The 14892-nt window shown below is 36.8% G+C and carries 13 protein-coding genes, 4 tRNA genes and 1 other RNA gene; 11 read left to right on the top strand and 7 right to left on the bottom strand.

The genetic code is table 11. The features are described from left to right. Nucleotides 1–46: 46 nt before the first annotated feature. Nucleotides 47–631 (bottom strand): 5' nucleotidase, NT5C type, encoded by a 585-nt coding sequence (locus tag PQ479_RS04355; RefSeq protein ID WP_047988859.1) that lies wholly within the window; start codon nucleotides 629–631, stop codon nucleotides 47–49. 283 nt (nucleotides 632–914) lie between these two features. On the opposite strand from PQ479_RS04355, the gene PQ479_RS04350 reads away from it, so the two are divergent. After that, the gene (locus tag PQ479_RS04350) at nucleotides 915–1433 is read left to right on the top strand and encodes an SLC5/6 family protein (RefSeq protein ID WP_053070399.1); all 519 of its coding nucleotides are present in this window, start codon (nucleotides 915–917) and stop codon (nucleotides 1431–1433) included. 65 nt (nucleotides 1434–1498) lie between these two features. Here the strand turns inward: PQ479_RS04350 and ispG are convergent, their stop codons facing one another. Both ispG and PQ479_RS04340 read right to left on the bottom strand, forming a co-directional pair. Beyond that, a complete protein-coding gene (gene ispG / locus PQ479_RS04345) occupies nucleotides 1499–2602 on the bottom strand; it encodes a flavodoxin-dependent (E)-4-hydroxy-3-methylbut-2-enyl-diphosphate synthase (protein WP_047988860.1) in 1104 nt (367 codons plus the stop codon). 187 nt (nucleotides 2603–2789) lie between these two features. Beyond that, complete coding sequence (locus PQ479_RS04340) at nucleotides 2790–3158, bottom strand: hypothetical protein (RefSeq protein ID WP_273716782.1); 369 nt, start codon at nucleotides 3156–3158, stop codon at nucleotides 2790–2792. A gap of 595 nt (nucleotides 3159–3753) precedes the next feature. On the opposite strand from PQ479_RS04340, the gene PQ479_RS04335 reads away from it, so the two are divergent. Together PQ479_RS04335 and PQ479_RS04330 are read left to right on the top strand one after the other, a co-directional pair. After that, nucleotides 3754–4638 carry a DUF1002 domain-containing protein gene (locus tag PQ479_RS04335; RefSeq protein ID WP_047988862.1) on the top strand — a complete coding sequence of 295 codons (885 nt, stop codon included), beginning with the start codon at nucleotides 3754–3756 and terminating at the stop codon, nucleotides 4636–4638. A gap of 487 nt (nucleotides 4639–5125) precedes the next feature. Continuing rightward, nucleotides 5126–5773, top strand: coding sequence for an NfeD family protein (locus tag PQ479_RS04330; RefSeq protein ID WP_047988863.1), 648 nt, complete (start codon nucleotides 5126–5128; stop codon nucleotides 5771–5773). 46 nt (nucleotides 5774–5819) lie between these two features. Here the strand turns inward: PQ479_RS04330 and PQ479_RS04325 are convergent, their stop codons facing one another. The 3 genes from PQ479_RS04325 to PQ479_RS04315 all read right to left on the bottom strand — a co-directional run bounded on the left by PQ479_RS04325 (nucleotide 5820) and on the right by PQ479_RS04315 (nucleotide 8212). Then, on the bottom strand, nucleotides 5820–6608 hold the full coding sequence (locus PQ479_RS04325; RefSeq protein ID WP_053070400.1) for a DUF1189 domain-containing protein: 789 nt from the start codon (nucleotides 6606–6608) through the stop codon (nucleotides 5820–5822). Between the two features lie 105 nt (nucleotides 6609–6713). Further along, a complete protein-coding gene (locus PQ479_RS04320) occupies nucleotides 6714–7760 on the bottom strand; it encodes a hypothetical protein (RefSeq protein ID WP_047988864.1) in 1047 nt (348 codons plus the stop codon). Continuing rightward, the gene (locus tag PQ479_RS04315; protein ID WP_069187720.1) at nucleotides 7754–8212 is read right to left on the bottom strand and encodes a helix-turn-helix domain-containing protein; all 459 of its coding nucleotides are present in this window, start codon (nucleotides 8210–8212) and stop codon (nucleotides 7754–7756) included. The genes PQ479_RS04320 and PQ479_RS04315 overlap by 7 nt, the downstream gene beginning before the upstream one ends. A 224-nt stretch (nucleotides 8213–8436) precedes the next feature. Here PQ479_RS04315 and PQ479_RS04310 point away from each other — a divergent pair. The 8 genes from PQ479_RS04310 (at nucleotide 8437) to PQ479_RS04275 (ending at nucleotide 14115) form a co-directional block, all read left to right on the top strand. Further along, nucleotides 8437–8511, top strand: a tRNA-Asn gene (locus PQ479_RS04310). A 5-nt stretch (nucleotides 8512–8516) separates the two neighbouring features. After that, nucleotides 8517–8590 (top strand) — tRNA-Met (locus tag PQ479_RS04305). A 23-nt stretch (nucleotides 8591–8613) separates the two neighbouring features. Next, nucleotides 8614–8690: transfer RNA gene (locus PQ479_RS04300), tRNA-Ile, on the top strand. A 7-nt stretch (nucleotides 8691–8697) separates the two neighbouring features. Beyond that, nucleotides 8698–8787, top strand: a tRNA-Ser gene (locus PQ479_RS04295). 343 nt (nucleotides 8788–9130) lie between these two features. Then, the gene (locus PQ479_RS04290) at nucleotides 9131–9739 is read left to right on the top strand and encodes a superoxide dismutase (RefSeq protein WP_047988865.1); all 609 of its coding nucleotides are present in this window, start codon (nucleotides 9131–9133) and stop codon (nucleotides 9737–9739) included. Between the two features lie 498 nt (nucleotides 9740–10237). Then, nucleotides 10238–11509, top strand: a complete 1272-nt coding sequence (locus PQ479_RS04285; RefSeq protein WP_273716855.1) for an MFS transporter — start codon at nucleotides 10238–10240, stop codon at nucleotides 11507–11509. 89 nt (nucleotides 11510–11598) lie between these two features. Continuing rightward, a non-coding RNA gene (gene ssrS / locus PQ479_RS04280) (6S RNA) lies at nucleotides 11599–11778 on the top strand. Nucleotides 11779–12054: 276 nt separating this feature from the next. After that, nucleotides 12055–14115 (top strand): penicillin-binding transpeptidase domain-containing protein, encoded by a 2061-nt coding sequence (locus PQ479_RS04275; protein ID WP_047988867.1) that lies wholly within the window; start codon nucleotides 12055–12057, stop codon nucleotides 14113–14115. Nucleotides 14116–14149: 34 nt separating this feature from the next. On the opposite strand, the gene PQ479_RS04270 is transcribed toward PQ479_RS04275, so the two are convergent. After that, nucleotides 14150–14491 (bottom strand): hypothetical protein, encoded by a 342-nt coding sequence (locus PQ479_RS04270; RefSeq protein WP_047988868.1) that lies wholly within the window; start codon nucleotides 14489–14491, stop codon nucleotides 14150–14152. Nucleotides 14492–14892: the final 401 nt, after the last annotated feature.

Here is a 14892-nt window from a genome sequence, read left to right as displayed (position 1 = left end):
GTCAATTTTTATAAAAAAAACCGCTTAGCTAAGCGGTTTTTTTGTCTTAAACTTTACTGGTTTCGCGTAACCAATCATTTACCCAAGCCTTGGCTTCCTGCCAATTATACGTTCGAATCACATTTTTTGGTGCGGCCAGTCTATTGTAAGGTGTATCTAATAAAATGACTGGGATGTCAAACTCTTCAGCTATTGCCACTGCATTGTCATGTTTATCCTCAAAAAAGATATCAATGTTGTGCTTGCGAACAGCCTCAATCTTATCATGTTTTCCAACCATTTCAATCTCATCATAAGGTAGTTTACTATTTGAAAACCATTGTTTTGTCGCATCAAACAAATGATTTCTCCGAGCGGTAATGTAAATAAGGGTATGATTTTGGGACCATTCATGTATCGTTTCTTCAGCATCAGCAGCCATTTTTGCCTCAAGGTAAATATTCTGCTCGTTTAGTTCCATCCAATCCCAAAACTCATTCGTAGTAATGTTAAGGACAGAAGTTAAGTCATATTCAGTTAAATCATCTAAATGTAATGTTTTATTAAAATCTCGGTTTAAATAAGGAATAAAAGTAGCGGGATCAGTTACTGTTCCATCAATATCTAAGCCAAAGCGTTTTTTTTCTCTCATGGTTTATCACTCCACTTGTATTTTAAAGCATTCCTAATCTCATGTATGAATGAACTCCTAAAAGCCAAATCGTAAAAAATCTCAACAAAACTGTTTGAGGCAAGTTCTTTCTACTGTTAAAGAGAAGGGGCAAATGCTTCATTAAGTTTTCTCTTCATACCATACATGATTTTTGCTAATAGGTCTAGCTTTTCCTAAGTATGCAAAGATTGTCTGCGATAAATAATTAATTCTGCGTCATACTAAGAAAGCTCCTCTATTATGAAGAAAGTGAGGGATTTTGATGGATGAAAAAAAAGAATATCCAACCGATCCGGTACGACTCGTAGATGAAAACGATCCATCGTTAACTTTTTTGAACACAGACGCAGGTGGACGTCGTGACACTAGGTCAATTGAAAATGAAGAAGAGTCAAGTGAGTATCAGAATAGTGAAATAAATCAAAATCGTCGGGATGGTAGAGATTATAACGAGGAGACTGCAGCGGAGTATGCTGCATTAAATGGTATGTCGCCAGGTGGCCGTCCATTTGATGAAAATGAATATGTTGCTCGTGATAGTCGTCAAAACGTCGAATATGATGAAACGCCTGATACACCTGTTGGAGGAAGAGGGATGGGTACATTTGCATTTGTTCTGTCCTTCTTATCACTGTTCTTCTTGCCAGTATTGCTTGGAGCAGCTGGTATTGTGCTTGGTTTTGTGGCTCGACATTATGGAGCAAAGGCACTTGGTAATTGGGCAATTGGGATAGGTGCCGTTTCGATTGTTTTAAGTTTATTTTTCTCCCCATTTTTCTAAACAGTTAAACATTAGAGGAGCAATTGAGTTTTATGATCCAAAAGAAAAAGCATAGGCCCATAGGCTTATGCTTTTTCTAATTCACGTTGCTTGGCATAATGTTCTTCTGCAAGCTTATCAATTTCTATTTTTAGTTCTTCGACCATGGTTTCTTCCGGTACTTTACGAACTGTTTTACCTTTCATGAATAAAAGGCCTTCACCTCTCGCACCTGCAATACCGATGTCAGCTTCACGAGCCTCTCCAGGCCCATTCACCGCACAACCTAATACAGCTACTTTAAGTGGTGCTTTAATGGTCGAAATGTATTCCTCCACTTCATTGGCGATACTAATTAAATCAATCTCAATTCTCCCGCATGTCGGACAGGAGATTAGAGTTGCCGCGTTCGACGCTAATCCGAATGTTTTGAGAAGCTCACGTGCAACTTTTACTTCTTCCACAGGATCGGCACTTAGTGAAATACGCATTGTATTACCAATCCCCATGTTTAAAATAGCACCTAAACCTGCTGCACTTTTGACGGTTCCAGCAAATAATGTTCCACTCTCTGTAATCCCAAGGTGTAGTGGGTAGTCAAACGCTTTTGCCGCTTTTTCGTAGGCTTCAATAGCTAAGTGAACATCTGAGGCTTTCATTGATACGATAATATTATGGAAGTCTAAGTCTTCTAAGATTTTAATGTGATGTAAGGCACTTTCAACCATTCCATCTGCGGTCGGGTAGCCGTATTTCTCGAGAATTTTCTTTTCAAGAGAACCGGCATTAACGCCAATTCGAATTGGGATCCCTTTTTCTTTTGCTGCTTTTACAACGGCTTCAACCTTTTCACGACGACCGATGTTACCAGGATTAATTCTAATCTTATCTGCGCCACCTTCAATCGCTTTTAAAGCTAGCTTATAATCGAAGTGAATATCAACAACTAGAGGGATATTAATACGTGCCTTTATATCAGCAATTGCTTCTGCTGCTCTCATATCAGGACAAGCTACTCGAACAACTTGGCAACCAGCTTCTTCTAATCGATTGATTTCAGCGACAGTTGCTTCAACATCGTGTGTTTTGGTTGTTGTCATACTTTGAATAATAATTTCATCGTTTCCACCAATCGTCAAATTACCTACCTTGACGGGGCGTGTGTTTGTACGATGTGTTAGTGTGGTCATAGACCAATCGCTCCTTTTATACGAGGAATATGTCATTCGCTCGATTCAGTTACGATCTTATTTTATCAATGACTTAATTCATTTGGCAAGAAATATCTCACAAGAGCTTTAGTCACGTATCAATTCTTATTCGATTCGACTGTAAATGGTAAAAAATATAGGTTACCTCAATGATAAGAATATCTCATTACTCTTGATAGAGCGGGAACAAATACGTTTGTCCAATTTGGATTTTTTCAGCACTAACACCAGGGTTAAGCTCTTGAAAGTCAAAAATCACCTCTTGGATGGATGCGGAAATGGGACCTGTATGTAAATGTTCAACGATAGATAAGACGGTATATCCTGGTTCGACGATTACTTCCTGATAGGAAAGTGTGGAAGGTGATTCATGTTCTTTTTTCGGCTCATTTGCGTTATGTGCCAGTTCGCTTTTTTCAGCTGCTTCTACGGAACTGTTAGACTTAGCAGGTAATGTACCTACCGATAAATCGTAATAAATGCTAGTCAGGGTAATAAATGTTAGGATAATAAACAACAGTTTTTTCAATAGCATGTCCTCCTTTTATATAAAAGTGAACTTAGGGGGGAAAGGTTGTGCCTTGAAGTTAGTTGGTCATCCATCTTCCGATAGATGACTTAACAGGACACTGCTCCCTTTTTATGCGTGCGACTTCTCATGATGATGGAGTTGTAAACGACGAGCCAACTATTTATAAAGTCAGCCACTACTTCATCTTTGTTGGTGGCGGAGTGAATGGTGCTCCGTCAGGTGGGTTTTGTAAGACAGATCACATGGTTATAGTATATGTGAAGCGAATAACATTTATAACATAAATATTTCCAAAAAAATCGACTTCAAATGAGAAATGAAAAGAATAAGTTGTCTAGCTAAGGAGAACAAAGTCGTAATTTCCTTTTTTGCTACAGAGTTCCGGATAATAAAAAAGTCATTATTTTATGAATGAGAAAGTAGTAATGTGATGGAAATGATGAATTTGTAGGAATATGTATCTTGTTTAACAATTTTACAAATGATTTATCTTTGTAAATAGGTATAAAGACCCTTTTGTTTTGGTCTGGAAACGTGTTTTCTATAGTAGTAGGGTCAAATAAAAAGAGTTTGGTATTTGAAAAAAGGGGTCGATGGAATGATAAAGAGATGGAAGACGGCACTGATAAGTGTAATGATTTTTGCCTTATTATGGCCTACATTCGCATTTGCTGACGCAGTTCCAGGAGATGTAATTGTTACTTTAGGTCAGGATTTAAGTGCTGAACAAAAACAAAGTGTTTTAAGTGATATGGGCGTCAAAGAAGATGAAGTAGAAGTTATCTATGTGACTAATGAAGAAGAACATCAATATTTAGGGGAATATGTGAATGCAAGTACGATTGGCTCGCGGACGATTTCATCCTCGAAAATTACATTAGCTGATGCAGGAAATGGTATTACGGTAGAAACGAATAATATCTATTGGGTATCAGAGGGTATGTATGCTAATGCCTTAATTACGGCTGGTGTAGAGGATGCTGATGTCTATGTAACAGCTCCATTTAGTGTGTCGGGTACAGGGGCATTAACGGGATTAATTAAAGCGTATGAAATCGCTACGGATACGGTGATACCTGAGGAACAAAAGCAAGTAGCGAATGAAGAGATTGTAAAAACTTCTGAGCTTGGTGAGTCAATTGGTGTTGAAAAAGCGACAGAGCTGATGAATCGGATTAAAGAAGAAATTGCTGATAACCCCGTTCAATCTGAAGATGATTTGCGAGAGTTAATTAGACGGATTGCTGAGGAATTAGGGATTACTTTGTCTGATACAGAATTAGATGGATTGGTTTCGTTATTTATGAGAATGAAGGATTTGAATATAAATTGGGATCAAGTGCAGGATCAAATTTCAAAGGTAAGAGACAATCTTGGTGAGTTTTTGAACCAAGAAAGTACGCAAAATTTTATTGAGAAATTTTTGGGTTTTGTGAGCAGTGTGATTGACAGTATTAGAGATTGGTTTAGTTCTAGTAACTAGGAACAAGCTGAAGCAGAATGCAAAGGATTTATCTTTTGCATTCTTTTTTTGCGAAAAGATTAGAGCTGACGTTCCTTAATATTTGACTCTAAGGCAAACGGTCAAAAACACTTGGTTCTTAAATGTCGCTCTCTTTTTTTGATTGGGCTATTTGAGCGGTGCACTGATTCTTTTTTTTTTGAAAACTTCTTTCGAGCTATTTTCCAAAAAAGTGGCGGGGCAACGGCTTAATGTGAGTATCCTCAAAACCGCTGATGGATAAATAGCCACCAGGTAAAACATGAAATGATATTTGCTGGAAGCGGAACTTTGAATTTGATGTGTTTGTTCTTGCAAAATGACATTTAGTGATGGAGTTAATAAAGAATAATGTATCTTCTTAGAACTTTGTGTGTAAAGCTGTTATAATGATGATAAAGATTTTTTACATATGAAGTGAAACTTTACTTACATGAATTCCGTACATATAGAAAAAGGAGGTCGTGGCATGGAATGGCTTGATCATGCTGTAGTTGGATTTATTGTTATTTTACTTGGGACGTTATTTTTATTTGGAGAATTACTTGTACGTGCAAAAGGTTTGTTTGCGATATTAGGGACGGCCATAATGGGTACGTACTTTACCTACCATTTAAGCGGTGATATAGGTTATTGGGTTCTTCTTCTATACATTATTGGTTTACTTCTCATTATTTTTGATGGAAAGGTTCTTACGGATGGAACCGTTTCTATAATCGGTATTATTTTAATGATTGCTGGTTTAGCGATTCCATCTCCTGATTTAGTTTATGGATTTTTAGTTTCAATGGCCTTTCTAATTGGTGGATTTAGTTCGTTTTTATTCTTGAAAGTATTCCCATCTCGGAATATGTGGGCTAAGATGACGTTAAAAGATAAGTTATCGAGTGAAATGGGCTATAATTCCATTAACGAAGGGTATAAAGAGCTTGTAGGAAAACGAGGGAAAACACTCAGTCCTTTTCGCCCGACTGGTACAGTTGAGATTGATGGTGAAGGGTATAGTGCGACAAGTGGAAGTCAATGGATTCAATCAGGGATTGATGTGAAGGTCGTATCTGTTGATGGAACGAGAATCCTTATTAAAGAGCTTGATGAAGAGGAAAAAGCTGAATAACGAAAGAAACCTCGGTAACTATGAGTTACTTGAGGTTTTTTCTTTGTTAATGGGGTTGTTTATTAGGGCGGGTTGGTCGTGGTTTTGGGATTGGAACTTGACGAACGGCACCATATAACATACCTATACAAGCGATGATTAAAAGTAGTGCAGGGACTTCTACAAGCACTTCCATCCAACCGAAAAGAATAACAGGTAATGTAATTGAATAAGCACTCATCACCCAGAGATGCTTATATTGTAATTGTTTTCGTTTACCTTTCATGAGAAGGCCAACTAACCCTAGAAGAGTAATACCTAGAAATGTAGTACCTAACAAGCTTGCATAATTAAAAAAGCTGATAAGTGTAAGCATGATGGGCATAAAACCAGATAAATCGGCTAAGTGCTCGAGAATTTGATCCCGTGACATTTGATCAACGCCTAGTAACGTATAGGAAATCTCTTGACTTTGACCATCTGAAAAGGTGATTAAACCGTTTTGTAATAAAGCAACGCCATTCCCATATTCTAATATAGTCTGCTCATCTAATTCGTTTTGTGGGTCAACGATGAAATAACCTGTTGTACCTGAATGCTGAACAAAGGGTTCGCTTATTTCACTCACTAATTGATGTGAGGTAATGGAGAAGTCTGGGAGTTCCGATTCGACAAGTGCTTCAATCTGATTTAATTGATTTTGTAAGGTAACGCTAGAAACAATGATAAATGGTAAGAAAGCAATAAAGGTCATGACGGTTACATGAAAAAGCGATTTCGTAATTGGCTGTAACCGCGAATATGCTAACGCTTTAAAGTTGTATAAACATTTATAGAAAAACTTAAAAAAATTCACATGCTGCTCCTTTCTTTTATTTCACTTTAAAAGTAATCAAGTAGACCTTATTCATCATACCAAGCATTGTTACGGTTTGGAAGGTGTAGAGCTGGGATTCGCTTTTTAGTCACAAATCCGATAGTAACCGTTAATTTTTTTCAAGCTATTAGCAGCCAATTGGAGGATGACGGGTTGATGGATGAGTTTTCTTTCTTGTTCGATTTCAAGGATAATGAAGTGTCGACAAAGCATAATGCCATCTTGGTAAAAAGAATTCATCGGGTCAAATCCGATGATGTGACCGCTCAGTTGGATGAGTGAGCTTTTTTTGTTCCAAAACGTTTGGAAAAGCTGTTTTCTTTCTTTGGTATGCTTATCAAAAGCATGTTGGAAAGCTGATTCATTTCGTATAGCGACTTGATTAAGGCTTTGCGGTGCATCTTCAAATCGAGATAAGATATTCTCGTTGATATGCAAATTTTGATTATACGTCATATGAAGTTGGTTCATTGCCATGAAAAGTAGGGTCCCGGTATAATAAGCTAACTTTCGAACGTGAAAAAAATCTTGGTCATAACGGGTAATCTTAGTTTTATAATCTTTCATTCTCGCTCTAAATTTCTGCTCGTCAAGTTGTTGTAAGGCTAGTGTACCAACAAATTCAGCACCGCCCTCAATCAGTTCTGTTTTTATTTCCTCATCTAAAAATTCACCAATAACGCTTCTTCGTTTTTGACGTAATCCAAAGAACGTAGAAAGACTCTCTTTTTTACCCTCTAATACGGAGACTAGCTCTATATTTTCGATCGCTTTCATCCTAAGATTTTCCTCACTTGCTGGGTATTGTAACAGCAATAACTCGTTGGCATAACGCTTTTCATCTCGTTCTTTTTGAAATGCATGAAACATTTCGTGAACTAAATTAGAGGCTAAAACATCGTAATCCTCATTTAAACCGACAGAAACGTCCCATATTGCAACTAAGTGATTCTCAAATTCTATGACAGTATTCGCTAAAAAACGTTGGTCTTTCTTATAATATTGACCGTTATAGTAGACTTGGTCCTCATTATAAAGAGCAAAAGGGTATTGATGGAAATTGGACCATAATTGTGAAAAATTGATTTTTGCAAGACGAATCTCTACTTCTTGATAAAGGATTTCTAACATGTTTGATCCTCCGCGTCTTGAATGATACTTTGAATAGTAAGAATAAGCTCCTTTTGTCCAGAGAACATGACTCGGATGATTTGTTTATTTTCTAAGTATTGATAAGAGAATTGGAATTTACCTTCTTTTGGTAATAATTGCATGACCTTCTTTTGCCAATGTGTCGCGTGTTGAATAGTTGAGCAGGGAATATCTATGACCGTGCACATTTCAGTCTCTTGTATAGAGGAGTGATTTAGGAATTCAGATATAATTTTATTTTTTTCTTGTTCGATTTTTACTTCTATATCCGAATTATGAAATAAAGCTTCTAGATTTTCCTCAGTGAAGCGCCATTGGCCTCCAATTTTTGTCCCTTTGAGAAGACCATTTTTTAAATAGGTCCTTATAGTGCGAGAGGTTAAGCGTGTCATGGTGGCAATTTCATCAATCGTATAAAATGTTTTATTCATATTGGAACCTCCTATTTATTCATTTATTTTCATTTTATTTCATATAATTTCATATGTAAAGAGAGAATTATATGTAAATAAACATAAGCTTCATTGAGGTAAAAAACTCGTACTTGTCGTATGGGGAAGCTTATGATACATTATAAAAAGAGTTGGAAATAATTAATTTCAAAGAAAGTATTGTCAAATTTTTATTATCGTGATATTATAGTTCTTGTCGTTATTCCACAGTAGCTCAGTGGTAGAGCAATCGGCTGTTAACCGATCGGTCGTAGGTTCGAGTCCTACCTGTGGAGCCATATTTGGCGGTGTAGCTCAGCTGGCTAGAGCGTACGGTTCATACCCGTGAGGTCGGGGGTTCGATCCCCTCCGCCGCTACTTTAATTACATACACATACTTTGGACCCTTAGCTCAGTTGGTTAGAGCACTCGGCTCATAACCGATCGGTCGTAGGTTCGAGTCCTACAGGGTCCACCAAAGTTACGGAGGAATACCCAAGTCCGGCTGAAGGGATCGGTCTTGAAAACCGACAGGCGGGTTAAACCGCGCGGGGGTTCGAATCCCTCTTCCTCCGCTTCGAAAAAAGCTATTTACCTCGATTTATATCGATGGTAAGTAGCTTTTTGTTTTATATCCAATCAGTTGCGCCGAATGTTAAAAGGACAGATTGTAGAATAAATAAGGTGGAGGATGTTTTAATTTAGAGAGACTGGGAATAGCTCCTATGGAGGGCATTTGAAAGATGAAACCATAAAGTGTAAAATCAAAAAAACTTTGATGCATAATGATTGCAGAAACGCGGAAACTTTGATAATGTAATATTTGTAGACTTAATAAACATTTTTGTTTCAAAAGTCGATGCCTATTTTGAAGTTAGACTTCAAAACTATGCTTAAACATTTAAGGAGGAGATTAGAATGGCATACGAATTACCGCAATTACCTTACGCAGCAAACGCATTAGAGCCTCATATTGATGAAACGACAATGAATATTCATCATGGCAAACACCATCAAACTTACGTAACGAAGTTAAACGCAGCACTTGAAGGACACGAGGATCTTGCTAGCAAGACGATCGAGGACTTAGTAGCGAACTTAGACGCTGTACCTGAAAGCATTCGTACAGCTGTAAGAAACAACGGTGGTGGACACGCTAACCATAAGCTATTCTGGGAACTGCTTTCTCCTAATGGTGGTGGAGCACCAAAAGGTGAAGTAGCAGACGCGATTAATTCTACTTTCGGTAGCTTCGAAGCATTTAAAGAAAAGTTTGCAGATGCAGGTGCTAACCGTTTCGGTTCTGGTTGGGCTTGGTTAGTTGTTGCTGATGGCAAACTAGAAATCACAAGCACGCCAAACCAAGATTCACCATTAACAGAAGGTAAAACTCCTGTTCTTGGCTTAGACGTTTGGGAGCATGCTTACTACTTAAATTATCAAAATCGTCGTCCTGACTACATCGGTGCATTCTGGAATGTAGTAAACTGGGACAAGGTAGAAGAATTATATCAAGCAGCTAAATAATTTCATTTAGCCAAATAACTAACCATAGGTCTATGACCTTTATGGTTAGTTTTTTTATGGTTTTAGGATATTTTCTGGGGACGAGAGCAGTTAGTAGTGAGTAAAGAAGTTAAAGCGATATGTACTAATTACCTAATTGGCAATTTAAACAGTTCGTTAGGTAATTGAAAAGATAGGAGTATGGCACTCTATATGGGCAGTTACTCAAGAGGATTGAAGGAGTAAGTGAAGAAAAATCGTGGAAGGCTCTGGCTTTTAACTGTTGGCTTAACCTAGCGGAAGAATAGACCTTAGATCCAGTGGCGAAGCCGATTAACTCACCACCGCGCGATTGTCTCGAATCATGATTTTCGGTAGCGACGAGCAACGATCCATGTTCGCACTAATTCATATAAAAGGAAAAATGAAGCAACTTTCATCTGAAAGAATATCGTCAGAATCAAATGACACACTATGAGTAGGGTGGTGTTGTCTTTGAGAAAAGCAATCCTTACAAAAATGATTGGTAACATTGAAGTGACAAAGGATTTAGCGCTCTTACTCTTTATAGGAGGGCTTTATGCCTTAAGTATCGCATTATCGAACACGTTTGTGAACGTCTACCTCTGGAAGCAATCAGGTGAATTTATTGATTTAGCCTTGTATAACCTAGCTTCAGTTGTCTTTCAGCCGATAACGTTCATCCTCGCCGGAAGGTGGGCGAAAAAAATTGACCGAATTATCGTCCTAAGATTAGGTGTTATATTTCTGGCGATATTTTTTACGACCGTATTATTACTAGGAGAACAAGCAAACCGTTATATCCTTTTATTGGGAGCATTAATTGGTATCGGATATGGATTTTATTGGTTAGCGTTTAATGTTTTAACTTTTGAAATCACTGAACCTGATACGAGAGATTTTTTTAATGGCTTTTTAGGGTTATTAACATCTTTTGCAGGAATGATTGGACCGATTGTTTCAGGTTTAATTATTACAAAAATGAGTTCTTTTACAGGGTATACTGTCATTTTCTCGATTTCTTTAGGGTTGTTCGTTGTGTCTGTACTCCTTAGTTTCCTTTTACAAAGGAGGTCAGCAGAAGGGCGTTATTACTTTAAAGAAATTTTACAAGAAAGAAAACATAATAAAAATTGGGCTCAAATTCTTTATGCACACTTTTTCCAAGGGTTACGTGAAGGGACATTTATGTTTGTGATCACTGTGTGGGTGTATATCGTTACACAGAGTGAATTAGCACTTGGAACATATGGCTTAGTAGCATCTTCTGTCCAGTTTGTAGCTTATTACTTAGCAACTAGATTAATCAAACCTGCTTATCGCAAAAAGGCTATTTTAATTGGCGGTTTAATTTTATATGGGGCCATTTTTCTCATACTATTTCAATTATCCTTTCCAAAACTAATTACATATGGAGTTATCATTTCACTCGCATATCCCATGTTACTAGTACCTTATTTATCATTAACATACGATGTAATTGGGAAAGCCAAAAACGCAAAGGAAATGAGGATAGAATACATTGTAGTTAGAGAAGTATTCTTAAATAGTGGAAGGATTATTTCGGTCTTAGCCTTTATAGCTACCATTAGTTTCTTTCCAGAAAAAACCGGCATTCCGATCTTGTTATTATTCCTCGGAGCAGGACACACATGTATTTATTGGTTTGTCCGTAAAGTTAGGTTTTCAGGACCAGAAGGAGGAAAGGGTGTGCCATTTTCAACGCAACGTAATGGCGAAAATGGTAGTACTGGGGGAACAACCTTTTAAGAAAAATTGAAACAACATTGTCAAAAAGGCTATCGCTATTTTTTTTGACAGCCTTTAAAGTTATGTTATAATAATTGTACAAGTAAATGAAAAGCCTGCTGTGTTAGTCAGCTTCTATTTGTTTCGAACCTTGTTTTCATAAAGGGAGCCTCAAATTGAATGTCTGCCAACATGCCAATATATTTGGACGTTGAAGGATCTTCTGCGGGCACCCACCTACGAGTGTAGGTTCATGAAACAACTGTAGCAACGGCATTCGCGGGTTTTACGACTTACAAACAATCCAGGCACCTGACATTTAGGTGTCTGTTCTTATGTATACATAATCACTCTCACGTATTAATCACTTTAATTTAGTCCTTTTTTATTTGTTGAGTTTTGAATTAAAGTATTAGTAGACACCTAGCGGAAGAAATGCCAGTGGGACATAGTGTCATGCGATTGTCTCGGATCATGATTGTCGGTAGCGGTGTTTAATGCTCCGCACATGAGGTTTAGATAACTTATTACATACAAAATATTAAATAAAGGCGAGGTGAGAACGGGTGAGTCCAAAAGAAAAAACAAAGAAAAAAAGACAAATCCCTTTTCGATTAAATATCTTGTTCTTTGCGGTTTTTATCCTATTTTCAATCTTAATATTACGATTAGGATATGTACAAATAGTACAAGGTGAAGAGTACAAAAAAGAATTAGAACGAACAAGTGCTTCAACAGCTAGAATTGATGCCCCCCGAGGGTTGATGTACGATCGTTACGGTCACATCGTGGTTGATAACGAATTAGTCTTATCACTTACATACACGAACCCTTCACAACAAACAAGCGCAACTGAAATGTTAAAATTAGCATGGAAATTACGTGAATTCGTTAAAATTGATACTGAGAATGTACGTGATTTCACTATGAGAGAATATCTTCTCCAGCAAATGAATGCTGATGATATTAAAGCTTTAACAGAAGACATTGAAACAGAGGACATGTCAGCAGGAGAACTTTATCGTACTCAAATTAATGCAATTCCAGCTGAAAGATTAGAAGCGTTTTCAGAGCGGGAGCTCGAAGTAATTGCGATCTTTCAAGAAATGTCTGCAGGGTATGCCAATACACCACAGAGAATTAAGGTCGATATAACAGAAGAAGAAGCACATATAATTAGTGAGAGATTGGATGAATTACCCAATATTGATATCATTCGAGATTCTGAACGAGCTTACCCATATGGAAATAATTATGTTTTTGGTAGAATAAGTTCGATTCCACGTGAAGCGATAAATAGCTATTTAGCTAAAGGATATTCTCGATCTGATCAGGTGGGGACAAGTTATTTAGAAAGAGAATATGAAGAGGCTCTACGTGGTGAAAAGGCGTTAGTTGAAAATTATACAACAACTACAGGTAATTTAACCGAAAGTGAAACGGTAGAACGATTAGGACAAAGAGGTAATGATTTAGTTTTGTCACTTGATATGGAATATCAGCAGTTACTCGAAGACAGCCTCGAAAAACATGTTAAGGCTGGAGCAGCTGAATATCGATATCATAAAACGGCTTATGCAATAGTAATGGATCCGTTTACAGGTGAAGTTCTAGCAATGGGAGGTTATGAAGATAATGTAGGAGGAAATGGTCCTACATTTGCCAATCATGGACCTATATCTAATATGTATGTAATGGGTTCTACAGTAAAGCCAGCTACGGTTTTAGCTGGTTTTGAAACAGGAGTAGTACAACGTCAGACGATAATTAACGATCGACCCATTAGAATAGGGGATGAAACATTTAGTTCAGTTAATCCTATGGGAAACATTAACTATGTTACCGCAATAGAACGCTCTTCTAATATTTATATGGCAGAAATTGGTCTGAGGCTTGGGAATTATTATCAAAATGGGAATCGTATCATTATGAATAATTTTCACTCAGCATTAGATACTTTAAGGTATTATTATAGTCAATTTGGTCTAGGTGTAGATACCGGAATAGATTTACCCGAAAATCAAGTCAATAACGGATTGATAGGTGATATGACACAAGGTGGTTCATTATTACACAATACTTTTGGCCAATATGATAATTATACCCCATTACAAATGGTTCAATATGTCTCAACGATTGCTAACGGTGGTTATCGTGTTCAACCACTCATGGTATCTGAAATTAGACAACCATCTTCAAATAAGCTTGAACTAGGCCCAATTGTGAAAAAGAATGAGATGAATATCTTAAACAGAGTAGATATGGATGATAGTATGATTACTGATATGCAAAAAGCTATGGAACAAGTGGTACATGGTAATCGTGGTACGGCAAGAAACGTTTTTAGAGGTAATTTAATGCATGATATTAGAGCTGCTGGAAAAACAGGAACAGCACAAGCATTTTATTTTGATAATGAAGGTACTATGCGTGAAGCTAATAATCAAACTTTTGTTGGTTATGCACCAGCTGACAACCCAGAAATAGCTTTTGCGATAGTGGCTCCTTATGTAAGAGAAACAAACTCGTATAATATGAGTCAACAAATTGGTGCAGATATTGTAAATAGTTATTTTGATTTAAAAGAAAAACGAAATGGACCTGCGAAAATAGGAACCGATGAATAAATGGAAAAAGCACCTGTGAAACAGGTGCTTTTTGTTAGGCTTTTTTGTATTTTGTATGAAGAATGCTAATGACTTCATTTTCAGTTAGCTTCATTTGTACCGCAATTTCTTCCACTGTTAAACCTTGTTCTTGGAGGGTTAACACATCTTCTATTAATCGGTCACGAACACTGCCCCGCTTGGGTTTGTCCTGGCTTTGTTCCTTTTCCGTTTCTAAATGTTGGATTCTTTTGTTTAGTAAATATAATTCCTTTTTTGATGTAATGATCAGTTCATCTAGTTCTTTATGAAGTTGTTCGGTTTGATCCTTTTGATAAAAAGATAAAATCATTAATAATATCGCTAAAACGAGCAACGAGCTGAAGACCCATTCCATTTAAATCAACCTTTCTACAAGTTAAACTTATCTCTACTATGATATCGGAACTTTTAGGTGTAATTCCATACTTTTAATAAAACCTTTTTAATTTTAACATAGTCGAACAAAAAATATAAGAATTTAAATGTAATCGCTTACTTTGAAGGTGTTTGAAGTATGAGATAAAATCTTACATAAATATACGTTAATATGTAATGAAACATGGCTATAAACTGACAAAATATGATAAAATAAATTGTCGAAATATTTTTATTAATTTTGTAACTATTGATTTATAGGGGTTATTATTGTTTTCGACATGTTTCTTCACTTGTCTGTGTTTGTGATGGTATGTATGATAAATGTATCGAAAGTAGAGTATCTCATTTAAGTTCTAAGTAAGGAATTATAAAAAATGA

The sequence above is a fragment of the Alkalihalobacillus pseudalcaliphilus genome (genome assembly GCF_028610675.1).
GTDB classification, from domain to species: Bacteria; Bacillota; Bacilli; order Bacillales; family Bacillaceae_D; genus Alkalihalobacillus; species Alkalihalobacillus pseudalcaliphilus.
Note: the sequence above shows the minus strand (reverse complement) of the source record. Positions and strands in the feature narration are given on the sequence as shown.

Bases quoted from the DNA above. Each gene is read 5' to 3' on its own strand.
- PQ479_RS04355 (WP_047988859.1), bottom strand. From the start codon at position 631: ATGAGAGAAAAAAAACGCTTTGGCTTAGATATTGATGGAACAGTAACT.
- PQ479_RS04350 (WP_053070399.1), top strand. From the start codon at position 915: ATGGATGAAAAAAAAGAATATCCAACCGATCCGGTACGACTCGTAGAT.
- ispG (WP_047988860.1), bottom strand. From the start codon at position 2,602: ATGACCACACTAACACATCGTACAAACACACGCCCCGTCAAGGTAGGT.
- PQ479_RS04340 (WP_273716782.1), bottom strand. From the start codon at position 3,158: ATGCTATTGAAAAAACTGTTGTTTATTATCCTAACATTTATTACCCTG.
- PQ479_RS04335 (WP_047988862.1), top strand. From the start codon at position 3,754: ATGATAAAGAGATGGAAGACGGCACTGATAAGTGTAATGATTTTTGCC.
- PQ479_RS04330 (WP_047988863.1), top strand. From the start codon at position 5,126: ATGGAATGGCTTGATCATGCTGTAGTTGGATTTATTGTTATTTTACTT.
- PQ479_RS04320 (WP_047988864.1), bottom strand. From the start codon at position 7,760: ATGTTAGAAATCCTTTATCAAGAAGTAGAGATTCGTCTTGCAAAAATC.
- PQ479_RS04315 (WP_069187720.1), bottom strand. From the start codon at position 8,212: ATGAATAAAACATTTTATACGATTGATGAAATTGCCACCATGACACGC.
- PQ479_RS04290 (WP_047988865.1), top strand. From the start codon at position 9,131: ATGGCATACGAATTACCGCAATTACCTTACGCAGCAAACGCATTAGAG.
- PQ479_RS04285 (WP_273716855.1), top strand. From the start codon at position 10,238: ATGATTGGTAACATTGAAGTGACAAAGGATTTAGCGCTCTTACTCTTT.
- PQ479_RS04270 (WP_047988868.1), bottom strand. From the start codon at position 14,491: ATGGAATGGGTCTTCAGCTCGTTGCTCGTTTTAGCGATATTATTAATG.